The 16260-nt window shown below is 66.8% G+C and carries 17 protein-coding genes and 3 pseudogenes; 4 read left to right on the top strand and 16 right to left on the bottom strand.

The window, feature by feature from the left end:
* A partial coding sequence (locus BAY1663_RS23755) for a DUF3325 family protein (protein WP_128576248.1) occupies positions 1–159 on the top strand: 159 nt, incomplete at its 5' end.
* On the opposite strand, the gene pcaD is transcribed toward BAY1663_RS23755, so the two are convergent.
* From pcaD to BAY1663_RS25215, 9 genes and pseudogenes are all read right to left on the bottom strand, one after another.
* Entirely contained in the window at positions 136–939 is an 804-nt protein-coding gene (pcaD, locus tag BAY1663_RS11310; protein WP_037040734.1) for a 3-oxoadipate enol-lactonase, read from the bottom strand. The two genes, BAY1663_RS23755 and pcaD, sit on opposite strands and share 24 nt — an antisense overlap.
* Positions 940–1113: 174 nt before the next feature.
* Positions 1114–2319 (bottom strand): 3-oxoadipyl-CoA thiolase, encoded by a 1206-nt coding sequence (gene pcaF / locus BAY1663_RS11305; RefSeq protein WP_037040731.1) that lies wholly within the window; start codon positions 2317–2319, stop codon positions 1114–1116.
* Positions 2316–3098, bottom strand: coding sequence for a CoA-transferase subunit beta (locus tag BAY1663_RS11300; RefSeq protein ID WP_128576246.1), 783 nt, complete (start codon positions 3096–3098; stop codon positions 2316–2318). Before BAY1663_RS11300 ends, pcaF begins: the two co-directional genes overlap by 4 nt.
* A pseudogene (locus BAY1663_RS11295) lies at positions 3095–3951 on the bottom strand (CoA transferase subunit A). The gene BAY1663_RS11300 and the pseudogene BAY1663_RS11295 overlap by 4 nt, the downstream one beginning before the upstream one ends.
* Before the next feature lie 197 nt (positions 3952–4148).
* Positions 4149–4544, bottom strand: coding sequence for a CBS domain-containing protein (locus tag BAY1663_RS11290; RefSeq protein ID WP_256046035.1), 396 nt, complete (start codon positions 4542–4544; stop codon positions 4149–4151).
* 237 nt (positions 4545–4781) lie between these two features.
* On the bottom strand, positions 4782–5753 hold the full coding sequence (locus tag BAY1663_RS11285) for a pirin family protein (protein ID WP_037040703.1): 972 nt from the start codon (positions 5751–5753) through the stop codon (positions 4782–4784).
* Between the two features lie 19 nt (positions 5754–5772).
* Complete coding sequence (locus BAY1663_RS11280) at positions 5773–6336, bottom strand: NADPH-dependent FMN reductase (protein ID WP_037040702.1); 564 nt, start codon at positions 6334–6336, stop codon at positions 5773–5775.
* A 140-nt stretch (positions 6337–6476) separates the two neighbouring features.
* Positions 6477–7102: pseudogene (gene ycaC / locus BAY1663_RS11275) on the bottom strand (isochorismate family cysteine hydrolase YcaC).
* 218 nt (positions 7103–7320) lie between these two features.
* Positions 7321–7528 (bottom strand): annotated as a pseudogene (locus BAY1663_RS25215) (pirin family protein); the annotation flags it as partial.
* A gap of 310 nt (positions 7529–7838) precedes the next feature.
* Between BAY1663_RS25215 and aceE the strand changes: the two are divergent.
* From aceE to BAY1663_RS25205, 3 genes are all read left to right on the top strand, one after another.
* Complete coding sequence (gene aceE, locus BAY1663_RS11270) at positions 7839–10484, top strand: pyruvate dehydrogenase (acetyl-transferring), homodimeric type (RefSeq protein ID WP_037040698.1); 2646 nt, start codon at positions 7839–7841, stop codon at positions 10482–10484.
* A gap of 63 nt (positions 10485–10547) precedes the next feature.
* The gene (locus BAY1663_RS25210) at positions 10548–10751 is read left to right on the top strand and encodes a hypothetical protein (protein ID WP_051497130.1); all 204 of its coding nucleotides are present in this window, start codon (positions 10548–10550) and stop codon (positions 10749–10751) included.
* Positions 10739–10915 carry a hypothetical protein gene (locus BAY1663_RS25205; protein WP_256206695.1) on the top strand — a complete coding sequence of 59 codons (177 nt, stop codon included), beginning with the start codon at positions 10739–10741 and terminating at the stop codon, positions 10913–10915. The genes BAY1663_RS25210 and BAY1663_RS25205 overlap by 13 nt, the downstream gene beginning before the upstream one ends.
* A 63-nt stretch (positions 10916–10978) precedes the next feature.
* Here the strand turns inward: BAY1663_RS25205 and BAY1663_RS11260 are convergent, their stop codons facing one another.
* Genes BAY1663_RS11260 through BAY1663_RS11235 form a run of 7 tightly spaced genes read right to left on the bottom strand, consistent with a single transcriptional unit; the run spans position 10979 to position 16251 of the window.
* The gene (locus BAY1663_RS11260; protein ID WP_037040697.1) at positions 10979–11422 is read right to left on the bottom strand and encodes a lipocalin-like domain-containing protein; all 444 of its coding nucleotides are present in this window, start codon (positions 11420–11422) and stop codon (positions 10979–10981) included.
* A gap of 2 nt (positions 11423–11424) precedes the next feature.
* Positions 11425–12273, bottom strand: coding sequence for an alpha/beta fold hydrolase (locus BAY1663_RS11255; RefSeq protein WP_037040686.1), 849 nt, complete (start codon positions 12271–12273; stop codon positions 11425–11427).
* Positions 12270–13229, bottom strand: coding sequence for a VOC family protein (locus BAY1663_RS11250; protein ID WP_037040683.1), 960 nt, complete (start codon positions 13227–13229; stop codon positions 12270–12272). The genes BAY1663_RS11255 and BAY1663_RS11250 overlap by 4 nt, the downstream gene beginning before the upstream one ends.
* A gap of 37 nt (positions 13230–13266) precedes the next feature.
* Complete coding sequence (locus BAY1663_RS11245; RefSeq protein WP_037040675.1) at positions 13267–14025, bottom strand: SDR family NAD(P)-dependent oxidoreductase; 759 nt, start codon at positions 14023–14025, stop codon at positions 13267–13269.
* 18 nt (positions 14026–14043) lie between these two features.
* Complete coding sequence (gene iaaH, locus BAY1663_RS11240; protein ID WP_256206694.1) at positions 14044–15258, bottom strand: indoleacetamide hydrolase; 1215 nt, start codon at positions 15256–15258, stop codon at positions 14044–14046.
* Positions 15255–15491 carry a hypothetical protein gene (locus BAY1663_RS25200; RefSeq protein WP_256206693.1) on the bottom strand — a complete coding sequence of 79 codons (237 nt, stop codon included), beginning with the start codon at positions 15489–15491 and terminating at the stop codon, positions 15255–15257. Before BAY1663_RS25200 ends, iaaH begins: the two co-directional genes overlap by 4 nt.
* Before the next feature lie 10 nt (positions 15492–15501).
* On the bottom strand, positions 15502–16251 hold the full coding sequence (locus tag BAY1663_RS11235; RefSeq protein WP_037040673.1) for an aspartate/glutamate racemase family protein: 750 nt from the start codon (positions 16249–16251) through the stop codon (positions 15502–15504).
* Positions 16252–16260: the final 9 nt, after the last annotated feature.

The following is a 16260-nucleotide window of genomic DNA, read 5'->3' as shown; positions in this document are numbered from 1 at the left end:
CGCGTCTGGCCGGGCGGCATGGCCGTGGTCGCCTGGTTCGGGCTGATCGCCCTCGGCGGGCTGGCGCTGCTCATGCTCCTGCCCTATGCGCCGCGCCTGGCGCTCTGGCTACCGGCCGCCGGCGGCCTGGCCTGGCTATGCGTCTACGCCGGCGTGTAGCAGGAAGTCGAGCACCGGCCGGGTGAAGGCATCGCCGGCCTCCACGTTCGACAGGTGCGCCGCCTCCAGCTCGAGCAGTCGTGCCCCGGCGATGCGCTGCTGCATGAAGCGGCCATGCTCCGGCGTGGTCACCGGATCGTGGACACCACAGACGATCAGCGTCGGCACCCCGATGACGCCCAATCGCTCGCGGTGGTCGGCATCGCGCACGGCGGCGCAGCTGGCGGCATAGCCTTGCGGCGAGGTCGTGGCGATCATCCGGGTCAGGCGCTGCACCTGCTCCGGTTGCCGCGCGGCGAAGCCCGGGGTGAACCAGCGTGCGGCAGAGGCTGCGCGCATGTCGCGCATGGCCTGCTCGCCGCCCTGTACGACGCTTGCGATGCGCTCGTTCCAGATCGCGTCGGTGCCGATCTTCGCCCCGGTGTTGCACAGCACCAGCCGCGTCAGCCGCTCGCCGGCGTGGATCCCCAGCCACTGGCCGGTCAGGCCGCCCATGGACAGGCCGCAGAAGGCGAAACGCTCGATCCCCAGCGCATCGACCAACGCCAGCACGTCGCCGCCGAGCTGGTCGATGGTGTAGGACCCCGGCGTGACCAAGGAGTCGCCATGGCCGCGGCTGTCATAGCGCAACAGACGGAAATGCTCGCTGAAGGCGGGAACCTGGGTGTCCCACATGCCCAGCGAGGTACCCAGCGAGTTGGACAACACCAGCAGCGGCGCATCGGCCGGGCCATCGAGACGGTAGTTCAGCTCGCCATCGGCGAGTTTTACGGTAGGCATGAAAAAGTCCTTATGCGTTCGAATGAAGGAACCCGGAAGCGCAGGAGACCGCGGGATGTCTGGCTCGGTGCCACGGTCGATGATCGGGCGTCCGTGGGTAGGTTGGCGCTGAGCGCAGCGAAGCCCAACAGGCACGGGCATGACGCGTTGGTGACATGCTGGGCTTCGCCCGCCTCATACCCTTTCGACCGCCAGTGCCAGCCCCTGGCCCACCCCGACGCACAGGGTCGCCAGGCCGAGCCTGCCGCCGGACTTCTCCAGCGCATGCACGCAGGTCATCACCAGCCGCGCGCCGCTCATGCCCAGCGGATGGCCGAGGGCGATGGCGCCGCCGTTGGGATTCACTCGCGGGCTGTCGTCGGGCAGGCCCAGGTCACGGGTGACGGCCAGGGCCTGGGCGGCGAAGGCTTCGTTGAGTTCGATCACGTCGAAGTCGCTCACCGCGAGGTTCAGCCGCTCGCACAGCTTGCGCACCGCCGGCACCGGCCCGTAGCCCATCACGCGCGGCGCGACGCCGGCGCTGGCCATGCCGAGCACCCTGGCGCGTGGCGTGAGGCCGTACTGGCGCACCGCCTCGGCCGAGGCCAGGATCATCGCCGCCGCACCGTCGTTGACGCCCGAGGCGTTGCCGGCGGTGACGCTCTTGTCCGGGCCGTTGACCGGCTTGAGTTTCGCCAGTGCCTCGGCGGTGGTGTCCGGGCGCGGATGCTCGTCGCTATCGACGAGGGTGTCGCCCTTGCGGCCCGCGATCGCCACCGGGACGATTTCCTCGGTGAAGAAGCCCGCTGCCTGCGCCTTGCCGGCGCGCTGCTGGCTGCGCAGGGCGAAGGCGTCCTGGTCCGCGCGGCTGACGCGGTGCTCCTCGGCGACGTTGTCGGCGGTCTGCGGCATCGAGTCGACGCCGTACAGTTCCTTCATCCGCGGGTTGACGAAGCGCCAGCCGATGGTGGTGTCCTCGATCTTCTGGCTACGGCCGAATGCCGCGTCGGCCTTGCCCAGCACGTAGGGCGCACGGGTCATGGACTCGACGCCGCCGGCGATGGCCAGTTCGATCTCGCCGCAGGCGATGGCACGGAAGGCGCTGCCCACCGCATCCATGCCGGAGGCGCACAGGCGATTGAGGGTCACGCCCGGCACGCTTTCCGGCAAGCCGGCCAGCAGCGCGGCCATGCGCGCGACGTTGCGATTGTCCTCGCCGGCCTGGTTGGCGCAGCCCATGAAGACGTCTTCGATCGCGGCGGGATCGAGCGCGGGATTGCGCTGCAGCAGCGCCCGGATCGGCGTGGCGGCCAGGTCGTCGGCACGCACCGCGGCCAGGGCGCCGCCGAAGCGGCCGATGGGTGTGCGTACGGCATCGCAGATGAATACTTCGCGGGTCACTCGTCACCTCCAGATTGTCCATGGGCGGCGGCCGTACGGGCCTCCAGGGCGCGCAAGGCCGCCAGTTCGGCGGCGGTAGGCGGCGCCGTCTCGCCGAGTCCGTCGGCGAAGCGGACAGCCCAGCCGGTGTTCTCGATCACCTGCTCGCGAGTCACGCCCGGGTGCAGCGAGGTCACCACGAACTCGTGGGTGTCCGCTTCCGGCTCCATGATGCACAGGTCGGTGATGATGCCGACCGGCCCCTCGCCCGGCAGCCCCAGCTGCTGGCGGTGGTCGCCGCCCTCGCCGAAACCGACCGAGGTGATGAACGCCAGCCGGTCGACGAAGGTGCGCTGCGACTGCCTGAGGATGATCAGCACCTGCTTCGCCGAACCGGCAATTTCCGGTGCGCCACCCGCCCCTGGCAAGCGAACTTTCGGTTGGTGATAGTCGCCGATCACCGTGGTGTTGATGTTGCCGTAGCGGTCGACCTGCGCGGCGCCGAGAAAGCCCACGTCGATGCGCCCGCCCTGCAGCCAGTAGCGGAAGATCTCGGCGGTGGGCACCACGCTGTCGGCGGTCTCGGCCAGCTCGCCGTCGCCGATGGACAGCGGCAGCACCGACGGCTTGGCGCCGATCGGACCGGATTCGTAGATCAGCACGACGTCCGGCGCATGGGTCAGGCGCGCCAGGTTGGCGGCCTTGGACGGCAGGCCGATGCCGACGAAGCAGACGCTGCCGTTGCCGAGGCGGCGCGAGGCGGCCACCGTCATCATTTCGTTGGTGGTGTAGGTCATCACTGGGCCTCCTGCTGCGCGGCCAGCTTGGCCTGGAACGCGGAAAAGTCCGCGGTGCCGCGAATGAATTCGTCGAGCCATGCGCTGAAGGCGTCGCGGTCGCGGGCGATGGGGTCCCATTGCTGGTAGAAGCGGTTGTCACGTTCGTAGTAGCCATGGGCATAGGACGGATGCGCGCCGCCCGGCACCCGGCAGACGGCGGTCAGCGCCCAGCTCGGCAGCACGCAGGCGTTCATCGGCGCATCGAGCTCGTCGACGATTTCCTCGACGGTGACGATGCAGCGCCTGGCCGCCAGGGCGGCCTCCTTCTGCACGCCGAGGATGCCCTGGATCAGCACGTTGCCCTTGCGGTCGGCCTTCTGCGCGTGGATCACGGTGACGTCCGGGCGCACGCTGGGCACCGCCGCCAGCGTCTCGCCGGTGAACGGGCAAGTGACCGACCTGATCAACGGGTTGACCTTCGGCAGGTCCGAGCCGGCATAGGCGCGCAGCACGGCGAACGGCAGGCCGGAAGCGCCGGCGACATAGGCATTGGCCAGGTCGGCATGGCTGTGCTCCTCGATTTCCAGCGGCCGCGGCCACTGCTTTCCACCGCGTCGCGCAGACGATGCAGCGAGCCGACCCCCGGGTTGCCGCCCCAGGAGAAGATCAGCTTCCTGGCGCAACCGGCGCCGATCAGCAGGTCGTAGACCAGGTCCGGGGTCATGCGCACCAGGGTCAGGTCCTTCTTGCCCTGGCGAATGATTTCGTGCGCGGCGGCGGTGGGAATCAGATGGGTGAAGCCTTCGAGGGCAACGCTGTCGCCATCGTCGACGAAGCGATCGATTGCCTCGTGGAGGGAAAGAAGCTCGGCCATTGTTGTTGTCTCGTGTGGGAATCCGGATGCACGAACGCATTCGCGCCTGGACCGAACACTAAACAGCGGCACGGAGCGGAACAATCCGATAATCGCATCACCGTTCGATTATCGAACCAAAGCTGCAGACGGCAACCGCAGCACGAACTGCACGCCTGGCCCTGGCGCGCGGCAGGCTCCGCCAGGGCCAGGGGCCATCAAACGGCCCGCGAAATACCCGAAACCGCCCGGCCGGCCGTCTGGTCGTTGGCGGCGACGGCAACGTCGGCGAGCGCAATGATGCCCACCAGGCGCTTGTCGCGGTTGACCACCGGCAGGCGGTGCAACTGGATGTCGCCCATGTTACTGGCGACTTCCTGCAGGTCCTGATCATCGAAGCAGTACTTGACCTCATCGGTCATGACGTCGCGGACAGAGGTGTTGGGGCCTTTCCCGGTACAGACGGCTCGCGTAACGATATCGCGATCGGTGACCATGCCAATCAGCCGCTCGCCATCGCTCACCGGCAGCGAGCCGACGTCGTTATCGGCCATCATCCTTGCGGCATCCTGAATCGTGGTTTCCGGCCGTACCATCCTGACTTCGCGGGTCATGCATTCTGCGACTTTCATATACGATCTCCCGACGCCGAAAAGGCGCCTTTTCAGGTGAGTCACTTCAGCGGTTCATAGGCATCACCTCGACGTCTCTTTCATGAAGAGGCACACCGGTGGACTCGCTGCCATCGGCGACGTTCGGGCGAGCCGGGCGAGTGCCGGACGGATGCACCGCCGTCGATCGGACATCGGCGATGACACGACCGCGGCCCGGCAATCTCCTCGAACAGGCGGCTATTTGCCTGGTGCTCCGCTGCGCGCATCACGCCACACGCCAGGCAACGTCGGCGCAACCAGCCGCGGGCCGTCGAAGCCGGCCACCTCGGCGAACCGGGCGCTGCCCTCCTCCCAGTCCCGCTGGGCGGCGGCAATCTCGGCCTTGCTGTGGCCGACGAAGTTCCACCAGATGAAGATCTCCTCGCTGAACGGCACGCCGCCCAGCAGGATGCCCCGCGCGCCGGCCGGGGCTTCCAGTTCGAGCGACGGCAGGCCGCGGCCGAGATAGGCCAGTTCGTTCTCGGCGAAGGCCTCGCCGTTGATCCGCCACTCGCCGACCAGCGGCAGGACGCAGTATTCGAAGCTCGGCTCGAGCGCCAGCCGGGTGTGCGCGGCCGCCAAGGCGGCCAGGTCGATGCCCAGCAGCGGCGAGAAGGTCCTGGCGGGCGCCTGGTGCGGGCCGCAACGTCCGGCGAGCAGGGTGAAGCCGAAACCGTCGGCCTGCCAGCGGGGCAGCTCGGCATGGTGCTCGAATGCCGGCGGGCGATCGCGCTCGGCGGCCGGCAGGGCGATCCACAGCTGCACGGCGTGAAGCCGGCCTTCGCCGGGCATGGATTCCTCGGTATGGGCGATGCCATGGCCGGCGGTCATCAGGTTCACCTGGCCGGGGCGGATCACCTGGGCATTGCCGAGGCTGTCGCGATGCAGCACCTCGCCTTCGATCATCCAGGTGAAGGTCTGCAGGCCGATATGCGGATGCGGCCCGACCCGCATGCCAGCGCCGGACTCGAACACCGCCGGGCCGGCATGGTCGAGGAAGCACCAGGCCCCGACCATGCGCCGCTGCCGCGAGGGCAGCAGCCGGCTGACCGAGATGCCGCCGCCGATCTCGGCGCTGCGCGAAGTGATCCGCTGGATGGCCCGCGCGCCGTTCGTCACCGGGCAATCGTAGGAAGAAGTCAGCTCACAGCGGGTTTCGTGGGTACTCATCGCTCGGTCTCCATCCGGGTCATTTCCTGTGTTCCAGGGTCCAGGCCTGGAGTGCCACGAGCAGGCCACGCAGGTACTCGCGGGTCGCCTCGTCGGTCAGGTGGCCCTGTTCGTCGAACAGCTTCTGGGCAGTGCCGATCATCAGTTCGGGCCGGTTGAGCGGACGCATGTCGAGGAACACCATGCTCTGCCGCAGGTGGTACTGGGCCCGCGCCGTGCCGAAGCGGCCGGCACTGGCGCCCAGCAGGGCGACGGGCTTGCCGGCGAAGGGTTGCTCGGGCGGGCGCGAAACCCAGTCGATGGTGTTCTTCAGCACGCCCGGCACCGAATAGTTGTATTCCGGGGTGGCGATCAGCAGCGCGTCGGCGGCGCGGATCTGTTCGCGCAGGCGCTCGACCGCGGGCGGAAAGCCCTGCGCGTAGACATCTTCGTCGTAGAGCGGGATCTCGCCGATGTCGGCCAGTTCGATGAGCATGCCCGCGGGCGCCAGGCGCATGGCCTCCCGCAACGCCGCGGTATTGAAGGACCCGCGTCGCAAGCTGCCGGAGATACCCAATACCTTGATCTGGGGTGCGTTGGCCATGTCCGCTCCTCCTCGTTCGATCGGTTGACTGGCGAGTGCCGGTACCTTCCACCGGACATGCGGCCGCGCATCTATCGCCAGTATCGAAGCGGCCGGCCCGGCGGCCACGCCCGCTGGCATGGTCGCCAGGGATCAGCGGCTCACTTGCCCGCGGTCAGCGTGTTGTAGCTGTTGATGAGGTTGCGGTAATCCGGGATGTGGTTGGAGAACAGCTCGGCCAGGCCCTCGATGTCGTTGCGCCAGTCGCGGTGCAGTTCGCAGGCCACGCCGAACCAGGTCATCAGTTGGGCACCGGCGGCTCCATGCGGCGCCAGGCGGCGTCACGGGTGATCTCGTTGAAGGTGCCGGAGGCATCGGCAACCACGAAGACCTCGAAGCCCTCTTCCAGCGCGGACAGCGCCGGGAAGGCCACGCACACCTCGGTGACCACGCCGGCGATGATCAGCTGCTTCTTGCCGGTGGCCTTGACCGCGTTGACGAAATCCTCGTTGTCCCAGGCGTTGATGTTGCCGGGACGGGCGATGTAGGGCGCGTCAGGGAACTGCTCCTTGAGCTCGGGCACCAGCGGGCCGTTGGGGCCGTTCTCGAAACTGGTGGTGAGGACGGTCGGCAGCTTGAAGTACTTGGCCAGGTCGCCCAGGGCCAGCACATTGTTCTTGAACTTGTCGGGCTCGATATCCCGCACCAGGGAGAGCAGGCCGGTCTGGTGGTCGACCAGCAGTACGGCGGCGTCGTTCTTGTCCAGACGCTTGTATTGGAAGGACATGGTGAATCTCCTTGCTTGGGTTGATGCTCCGCCCAGATGGGCGGAGCTGGGGGATCACTGTGTACTGCTAAGCGGTTGTTGCATCGCGGCGCCATCCCGGCCATGGCGGTCGAACCGCGCCCCTCACACGTCCACCGTGAAGAGTAGTCAAACCAGCCAGCAACCTGGCCGAAACCGACCGTCAGTTAGCCATCCGGCCGAAGCGACCACTGCTGGGCGGTCACCCTCTCGAAACCGCGGTGCGGATGCTCGCCTACTCCCCTGCGCCGGGCTGCGGGGATGAAACATGAGGCTGGCGAAGTCGAGCAGCAGGAAAGGGCTCACGTGCTTACCTAAGCTGTCATGGGAAAACAGCGTGCGAACCGGGAAGCCGTCACCCACCCAGTGGGGCCGAGGGCTGGTGTAGACGCCAAGGATCTTCTTCATCGCGGAGCTCCTGAAGCCAATGGCAGTAACGCTAGTTGCGCAACGGCACCGCCGGTAGCCCCAATTTATCGCCCTCAGTGTTCTATTTCGTGAACACCAAAGCCGCTTCGCCGGTGGTAAAAACAGGGGCTGCCGCTGACAGCACGCCAACCGGGCATGGCTGCCCGGCGGCACAGCCAATCTGGGTTGGTGCCGGTTTCCATGGTGCGCCTGGCGTTTTACCGGCATACGAACGCCGTTCGGCCCGGACGGCTAGCACAGACGATGACATCCGCCCCGTGCCGGTGGGGCCAAACATGAGGAGCCCGTCATGCAAGACCTCGATCCCGTCGAAACCCAGGAATGGCTGGATGCCCTCGAATCCGTCCTCGAGCGCGAAGGCGAAGAGCGGGTGCACTACCTGCTGACCCGGCTGGGCGAGCTGGCCAGCCGCAGCGGCACCCAATTGCCCTACGCCATCACCACGCCGTACCGCAACACGATTCCGCTCACCCGCGAGGCGCACATGCCCGGCGATCTGCTCATGGAGCGCCGCATCCGCTCGCTGATCCGCTGGAATGCGATGGCCATGGTGATACGCGCCAACCGGCAGGATCCGGACCTGGGCGGGCACATCTCGACCTTCGCCTCCTCGGCCACCCTCTACGACGTCGGCTTCAACCATTTCTTCCAGGCGCCCACCGAGGAGCACGGCGGCGACCTGATCTTCATCCAGGGGCCGATCGCCCCCGGCATCTATGCCCGCGCCTTCCTCGAAGGCCGCATCAGCGAAGAGCAGTTGAACAACTTCCGTCAGGAGGTCGACGGCAAGGGCCTGTCCTCCTACCCGCACCCCTGGCTGATGCCGGACTTCTGGCAGTTCCCCACCGTGTCCATGGGCCTCGGCCCGATCCAGGCGATCTACCAGGCGCGCTTCATGAAGTACCTGGAAAGCCGCGGCTTCATCCCCGCCGGCAAGCAGAAGGTCTGGTGTTTCCTCGGCGATGGCGAGTGCGATGAGCCCGAAGCGCTGGGCGCCATCGCCCTGGCCGGCCGCGAGAAGCTCGACAACCTGATCTTCGTGGTCAACTGCAACCTGCAGCGCCTCGACGGCCCGGTGCGCGGCAACGGCAAGATCATCCAGGAGCTGGAAGGCGTGTTTCGTGGCGCCCGGTGGAACGTCAACAAGGTGATCTGGGGCCGCCTCTGGGACCCGCTGCTGGCCAAGGACAGCAACGGCGCTCTGCAGCGGCGCATGGACGAGGTGGTCGACGGCGAATACCAGAACTACAAGGCCAAGGACGGCGCCTACGTCCGCGAGCACTTCTTCGACAGCCCGGAACTCCGCGAGATGGTCAAGGACCTCTCCGACGACGAGATCTGGAAGCTCAACCGCGGCGGCCACGACCCCTACAAGGTCTATGCCGCCTACCACCAGGCGGTCAACCACAGCGGCCAGCCCACGGTGATCCTGGCCAAGACGGTGAAGGGCTACGGCACCGGCGCGGGCGAGGCGAAGAACATCGCCCACAACGTCAAGAAGGTCGATATCGAAAGCCTGAAGCTGTTCCGCGACCGCTTCAGCATCCCGGTCGGCGATGCCGACCTGGAAAACCCGCCCTTCGTGCGTTTCGCCGAAGACAGCCCCGAACTCAAGTACCTGCAGCAGCGCCGCGCCGCCCTCGGCGGCTTCATGCCGCAACGCCGCGCCAACAGCTTCAGCATCCCCACCCCGCCGCTGGATACCCTCAAGGCCATCCTCGACGGCTCGGGCGAGCGTGAAATCTCCACCACCATGGCCTTCGTGCGCATCCTCACGCAACTGGTCAAGGACAAGGACCTGGGCAGCCGCATCGTGCCGATCATCCCCGACGAGGCACGCACCTTCGGCATGGAAGGCATGTTCCGCCAGCTCGGCATCTACTCCTCGGTCGGACAGCTCTACGAACCCGTCGACAAGGAACAGGTGATGTTCTACCGCGAGGACAAGCAGGGCCAGATCCTCGAGGAAGGCATCAACGAGGCCGGCGCCATGAGCTCCTTCATCGCTGCCGGCACCGCCTACTCCAACCACAACCAGCCGATGCTGCCGTTCTACATCTTCTATTCGATGTTCGGCCTGCAAAGGGTCGGCGACCTGGCCTGGGCCGCCGGCGACAGCCGCGCCCGCGGCTTCCTGATCGGCGGCACCGCGGGGCGCACCACCCTCAACGGCGAAGGCCTGCAGCACGAGGACGGCCACAGCCACATCCTCGCCGCGGTGATCCCCAACTGCCGCAGCTACGACCCCGCCTATGGCTACGAGCTGGCGGTGATCATCCGCGAGGGCATCCGCCAGATGCTCGAGGAGCAGCAACAGGTCTTCTACTACATCACCGTGATGAACGAGACCTACCAGCAACCCGCCCTGCCGCGCGGTGTCGAGAACGGCATCATCAAGGGCATGTACCTGCTCGAAGAGGACAAGAAGGAAGCGGTGCACCACGTCCAGCTACTGGGCTCGGGCACCCTCCTGCGCGAAGTGCGCGAGGCGGCGAAGATCCTCAGCGAGGAATTCAACATCGGCGCCGACGTCTGGAGCGTCACCAGCTTCAACGAACTGCGCCGCGATGGCCTGGCGGTCGAACGCCACAATCGCCTGCACCCGGAGCAGCCGCCGCGGCTGACTTACATCGAGCAGTGCCTGGGCGGGCGCAAGGGCCCGGTGGTGGCCAGCACCGACTACATGAAGCTGTTCGCCGAGCAGGTGCGCCAGTGGGTGCCGAGCAAGGAATACAAGGTCCTCGGCACCGACGGTTTCGGCCGCAGCGACACCCGCAGGAAACTGCGCCACTTCTTCGAGGTGGACCGCTACTGGATCGTCCTGACCGCCCTGGAAGCCCTGGTCGACCGCGGCGAGATCGGAGCCACGGTCGTGGCCGAGGCCATCGCCAGGTTCGGCATCGATCCTGAAAAACGCAACCCGCTGGACTGCTGAAGGCGGCAGCGATGAGCGAGCCGATGCCGCACGTACCGGCGAACGGCCAACCGGCGGGTCGATGTGCTCGGCGAAGGGCTGGACCTGGCGCTGCGCGTGCGCTTCCCGCCGCTGGAAGACAGCGGCCTGGTGATGCGCAGCCTGGCGCAGAGCCCGCAGCGCCTGGTGGCGAGTGCGGATTTCCTGAAAGGCCTCGACCTGCCGCTGGTGCCGGCCGATCTCGGCAACCTGCCGAGCCTGGACTGGGGGCCGCGTTGCACGGCGTAGGCATCGTGCAGTTGCCGCTGATGGTCGTCGATCAGGACCTGGAACAGGGCCGGCTGGTGGACATCATCCCGCAATGGGTGCCCCGCAGCGGCCCGTCCCGCCGGGGCCTGCTGCTTTCGGTGAGGACGCTGATCGACTTCCTGGCGGAGCACATCAGGCAATAGCCTTTCAGGCTACCGATGAGGACGAGACACCGCTCCGCCCTTCCGGCGGAGGGCTTTGCGCAGTTACTGACCGCAGCACGGGGCCCCCGCTCGCCGCCAGAGCAGCCGTGCCGTCCGCGCTTCGCTTGTGCCCACCTCAAGCCGAGCCGTCAGCGCGAGGACGTCGCCTTCCAGCTCGGCGCTACGGCGCTGCTCGCCGCCTACCCAGTCGGGGAAGAGGCTGTGGCGTACCTTATGCGTGATGGTATTGCCGTCGACGTCGTAGTCTCCTGCATACGTCAGGTAGCTGCCGTAGGCCGCCGCCTTCTCGGCATCGCTGGCCGACCATTGGCCTCCGCTGGCGAATGCCGGGCGATCCTTGCGCGAGACGACGCAGAACATGCCGAAGTCGGAGTATTCAATGAAGCCTTCCAGCTCGGACCCCATGGGCAGTACCACGCGGCCATCGTCATAGAGTTGCTCCCAGGCCAGGATGTTCCAGCGGCCTTTTATGGTTTCGCGATTCATGTTCATGCTCCGTTGCAGGATGGCGGGTCGATGAGAAAGTCAGTGAGCAGGCGGACGAAGGCCGGGGCTTTTTCGATCTGCACCCAGTGGCCGCATTCGCCGAACGCATGCAGCTGGGCGTGGGGGATCAAGCGCAACATGCGCTCGGAGACTTCCAGGGGAATCACCTTGTCGTCACGGCCGTGGACCAGCAGGGTCTCATGCGGCAGTGCACGCAGCGCGTCCTCGGCCAGGGCGAGCATTTCCACCCCCTGCTGGCGAGGCGCCGGGAACAGCTGGGCGAAGCGCGTCTGCACGTCGTCGCGGATACTGGCCTCGTAGCGCATCCGCACCAGATCGTCGTTGATCAGCCCGTGGTCGTAGGCGAACACTTCCATCAGCTCACGCATCGCCTGCAGCGATGGCTGGTAACCCCAGACCTTTTCCAGCCCCTCGGTGATGGGGAACGGCAGCCCCGCGGCGCCCATCAGCACCAGGCGCCGAACGCGTTGCGGATACGCCTTGGCGAAGGCCAGCGCAATCGCCCCGCCGAAGGAATTGCCCACGATGGATACCTGCGGGACGTCCAGTGCATCGAGCAGGCCCACCAGCGACCGCACCCAGGCCGTGGGATCCAGCTTCCAGTCGCCGGGGCAGGTGGTATAGCCGAAGCCCAGCATGTCCGGGGCGATGACGCGGGCGTTCCGGGACAGCGCAGGAATCACGCCACGCCAGTTGGCCCAGGCGGTGACGCCAGGGCCGGAACCATGGATCAGGAGGATGGCGTCGCCCTGGCCCTGGTCGTGATAGTTGAGGGTGCATTCGCCAATCCGCAGGCTGTTGGCGATTTCCGGGGAAGCGGTGGTGGTCATTGTTTGGCCTTAGCGGTTTGAGAGGTGGTAACGACCGGGGCGCGCACACCTTGGGCGGCCAGGCGCTTGAGGATCTGCCGGGCTTCTTCGCGCTTGTGCTCCGGCAGCCAGGTGCGGTCGTGGCCCCACAGGCTCATGCCCTGCAGTTCCTCGACTTCCCAGTCCGGCCCGACGGTGCGGCTGGCCCAGCCCAGCTCGAACATCCAGCCATCCGGGTTCTTCAGGTAGAACGAGGTGACGTAGTCGTTGATATGGCGGCCCAGGGTCACGCCAATGCTGTCGGGGTTGGTCAGCGCCACGTCGTAGGCGCGGCCAACGTCGTCGAAATCGTTGTATTCGAGCATCAGGTGGTAGATCTTCGCCGGCCCGCCGGTATGGGCCAGCCCCATGGTGTGGTGGCGCGGATTGCAGTGCAGGAACTCCACGCGAAACGGCGCATGGGTGTAGTCGCTGACCTTGAAGCCGAAGATGTTGCGGTAAAGATGACTGAGTTCGTCGAAGTGCTCGGTGATGAGCGCGACGTGCCCCAGGCCCATGTCGCCGGTGCGGAATCCGCCCAGCGGGCGCCCCGCAACGAAGGGACTGGCGGCATCCGCCAGGCCGTGGCACACCTCGATCGTCACGCCGTCGGGGTCGCGGAAATGAAACATGCCAGCAACCCCGCGCAATGCCAGTTCCTCGGCCGAGGCCGGTGTGGTCGCGTAGCCGCCGGCCTCCAGGGCAATGCGGATGCGCTCGGCATCGGCCGCATCCGCCGCCTCGAAGCCCATGCCCATGCTGGCCTCGCCTTCGGTCCGGCTGACCAGCAGGCGCTGCACCTTCTCATCGGCGCGCAGGCGCACGCATGCTCCAGGACGGACGACCTCGACCTGCAGGCCGATGTGGTCGCGCGCCTGGTCCATCCAGGCCTCGAGATGCGGCGTCTGCACCACCACATAGCTCAGTGCGTTGATCATCTTGTTGTTCTCCTGTGATCACCCTGAAACGCGAGCACTATTGCGCTGCCATGCCGCCATCCACCGAGAGCGTCGTACCGGTGACGTAGGAAGCCTGGTCGGACAGCAGCCAGAGCACTGCCGCGGTTATCTCTTCCGGCTGCCCTATGCGGCGCATGGGTACGCCGTTGTCGTACAGATGGTCGTCACCGCCGGTGACGCGGTCGAAGCTGGGCGTCTTGACCGGGCCGGGGCATACCGCGTTGACGCGGATGCCCTGGCTGGCGTAGTCCAGTGCCACGGCGCGCGTCGCACCGACGATGCCGTGCTTGGAGGCGACGTAATAAGCCGTCTCGGGCATCGCCTTGAGGCCGAAGATCGAAGCGTTGTTGACGATCGAACCGCCGCCGCTGGCGAGCATGGCGGCCGTCTCGTACTTCATCATGTACAGCATGCCCTTGAGATTGATGTCGATGACCTCGCTGAGATCGGCGATCGGCGTCGCGTGGATCGCGTTGAAGGCCCGCTGCAGGCCAGCGTTGTTGAATGCGCCGTCGAGCCGGCCATGGCTGTCCATGGCCAGCGCCACCAGTGCCTCGCAGTCCTCCGGCCGTGACACGTCGGTCGGCAGGAACAGCGCCTGGCCGCCGCCGGCACGGATTTGCCGCAGCAATGCCTGGCCGGCTTCGGCGTTACGATTGCCGATCACCAGACACGCCCCCTCGGCCGCCAGCGCCAGGCATACGTCCCGCCCCATGCCACTGGCGCCACCGGTCACGATCACCACCTTGTCGCGCCAACCGTCATTGCGTCTCATCAGGTTTCTCCTCTCATCTCATGCCCGCGCTACGCGGCCAAAAATGCTTTCCAGCAACTGCCCGATCGCCAACAGGCGGCGATCGCTGCCCAGCGGACCGTCGAGTTCCATGCCCACCGGCAGGCCACTGCGCGTGCCGAGGCCCGCCGGCACCTGGATGCAGGGCAATCCTGCGCTGGCAGCCGGTTCGGTGTTCTGGATCAGGCGCTCGAAACTCGCCGGCTGGTTGACCTCTTCCTGCGCGAGCGGAGCAACCACGGCGGTCGTCGGAAACAGCAATCCGTCGAGGCGAAGGGATTCGAACAGATCCTGATAGCGTTCGCGCAGCGCCTGGCGGCCACCGTTCTGCGCGGCGTGGTACAGCGGTCCCGAAGCCACCAACTGGTCTGCGGCCGGAATCCTGCGAGGCAGCACCCAGTTCTCGTAGATGTAACGCACATCGGGACTGTGCAGCTTCTCGGCGACCTGCTCGATGGTCATGCCGTGGCCATACGCATGCAGGTACTCGACCATGCAGTCGTAAGCCTCGTGGATCACCACGCTGAAGCCCACCGGCTCGTTGAGCGCCAGCAGGCCGGCATCCTCGATGGGCACCAGCTGGACACCATGGGCACGGAGCTTGTCCAGCGCGGCATGGGCCTGCTCCTGGGTGTCGTCGTCCAGGTTGCGCCAGCATTCGGCGGGGATGCCGAAGCGGAGCGCCTCGAGGGTGATCGACGGCAGGGCATGATCGCCAGTGATCAAGCCATCGAGCAGCGCCACGTCGGCCATGCACAGGGCCATGGGCCCGACGGTGTCGCGGCTGCGGGCGATCGGGATCACGCCCTGGTCGCTGTAGCGGCCTTGGCTGGGACGCAGCGAGGCGCAACCGTTGAGCGCCGGCGGAATGCGCATCGAACCACCGGTATCGGTGCCCAGCGCCGCCAGCGCCATGCGCGCACCGAGCGCGGCGGCGCTGCCCGATGACGAACCGCCGGCGATGCGGGTGCTGTCGTATGGGTTGCGCACCCCCACTTCCCGCCCGGTGTTGAATGCGCCGTTGTAGCCAGTGGCGCCGAACGCCAGCTCATGCATGTTGGTCTTGCCGAGGATGATCGCGCCGGCCTCGCGCAGCGTGCGCACGGTGGGCGCATCCTCCGCCGGGACGAAATCGGCGAAGGCCGGCGAGCCGGCCGTACAAGGCAAGCCGGCGCAGTGGATGTTGTCCTTGATGACGATGGGAATCCCGCTCAACGGCTTGAGCGGCTCACCGGCCTGCGCGCGGCATCGGCGGCCCCGGCGGCCGCCAGCGCCCCGGCGCGGTCGAGGGTCACGTATACGTTCAGTTCCCTGCCATCGTCACAGCGCTCCAGGCAGGCCTCCACCAGCTCGGTACTGCTCAGCACACCGTCGCGGAAGGCCGTCATCGCCTCGGCGATGGTCAGGTCGCTGAGGGCGTGGGCCGCTGCCGATTCGAACATTTTCATCATGGCTCTCCTATGCACGACCCTGGCTCACGAAAGCCCCGTCCTTGTTCCGCTCGGGGCTGGGAAAGGCGACCTTGCTGTGGCACAGGCCAAGGTCGAGCAGCAGCTCGCACTGCTTGTAGGCGATCACGCCCGGATTGAGTACCGGCACCGGCAGGTGCTCGGCCAGGTAGGCGTGGGACTGGTGCATGGTGGTCGAGCCGAGCACGATGACGTCGGCGCCGTCTTCCTCGATGGCGCGCCGGCCGGCCTCGAGCAGCTTGCCGAAGACGAACTCCTCCTTGCCCTGCAGCAGCGCCTCGGTATCCGGACGAACATCGATCGAGCGGACCGACGCCAGGCGCGACTCCAGCCCGTATTCCTTGAGGGTCTTGCGGTACAGCGGAAACCAGCGTGGCCACATGGTCAGGATGCTGAACGTATGGCCGAGCATGGCGGCGGTATGGAACGCGGCGATGCCGGGGGCCAGCACCGGGATCGACAGCCGCGAGCGCAGCGCGGCCAGGCCGGAGTCGCTGACGGTGTTGATGCACACCGCGTCGAAGCCCTCTTCCTCGGCCTTGATGCCGGCTTCGATCACAGCCAGTTCCATCAGCGCCATGTCGTAGTAGCTGTCGGCCAAGGTCATCACCTGGCCGGCGCCGACGAAGCTGACCTCGATATCCGGGCGCAACATCGCGGCGGGCAACTGGGATTCCACCAACGGCCTTGTGGCTTCGCTCATCGGAACCGGGAAGATCATCTTGATTCGCTTGCTCATCGGCGGCTC

Origin of the sequence: Pseudomonas sp. BAY1663 (genome assembly GCF_000582595.1) — a bacterium.
GTDB classification, from domain to species: domain Bacteria; phylum Pseudomonadota; class Gammaproteobacteria; order Pseudomonadales; family Pseudomonadaceae; genus Stutzerimonas; species Stutzerimonas stutzeri_AF.
The sequence above is the reverse complement of the archived record's forward strand: the minus strand, read 5'-3'. Positions and strand labels throughout refer to the sequence as shown.

What these genes read in the sequence shown, in the direction of transcription:
- pcaD (WP_037040734.1), bottom strand. Translation starts at nt 939, where the DNA reads ATGCCTACCGTAAAACTCGCCGATGGCGAGCTGAACTACCGTCTCGAT.
- BAY1663_RS11290 (WP_256046035.1), bottom strand. Translation starts at nt 4,544, where the DNA reads ATGACCCGCGAAGTCAGGATGGTACGGCCGGAAACCACGATTCAGGAT.
- BAY1663_RS11285 (WP_037040703.1), bottom strand. Translation starts at nt 5,753, where the DNA reads ATGAGTACCCACGAAACCCGCTGTGAGCTGACTTCTTCCTACGATTGC.
- BAY1663_RS11280 (WP_037040702.1), bottom strand. Translation starts at nt 6,336, where the DNA reads ATGGCCAACGCACCCCAGATCAAGGTATTGGGTATCTCCGGCAGCTTG.
- aceE (WP_037040698.1), top strand. Translation starts at nt 7,839, where the DNA reads ATGCAAGACCTCGATCCCGTCGAAACCCAGGAATGGCTGGATGCCCTC.
- BAY1663_RS11260 (WP_037040697.1), bottom strand. Translation starts at nt 11,422, where the DNA reads ATGAATCGCGAAACCATAAAAGGCCGCTGGAACATCCTGGCCTGGGAG.
- BAY1663_RS11255 (WP_037040686.1), bottom strand. Translation starts at nt 12,273, where the DNA reads ATGACCACCACCGCTTCCCCGGAAATCGCCAACAGCCTGCGGATTGGC.
- BAY1663_RS11250 (WP_037040683.1), bottom strand. Translation starts at nt 13,229, where the DNA reads ATGATCAACGCACTGAGCTATGTGGTGGTGCAGACGCCGCATCTCGAG.
- BAY1663_RS11245 (WP_037040675.1), bottom strand. Translation starts at nt 14,025, where the DNA reads ATGAGACGCAATGACGGTTGGCGCGACAAGGTGGTGATCGTGACCGGT.
- BAY1663_RS25200 (WP_256206693.1), bottom strand. Translation starts at nt 15,491, where the DNA reads ATGAAAATGTTCGAATCGGCAGCGGCCCACGCCCTCAGCGACCTGACC.
- BAY1663_RS11235 (WP_037040673.1), bottom strand. Translation starts at nt 16,251, where the DNA reads ATGAGCAAGCGAATCAAGATGATCTTCCCGGTTCCGATGAGCGAAGCC.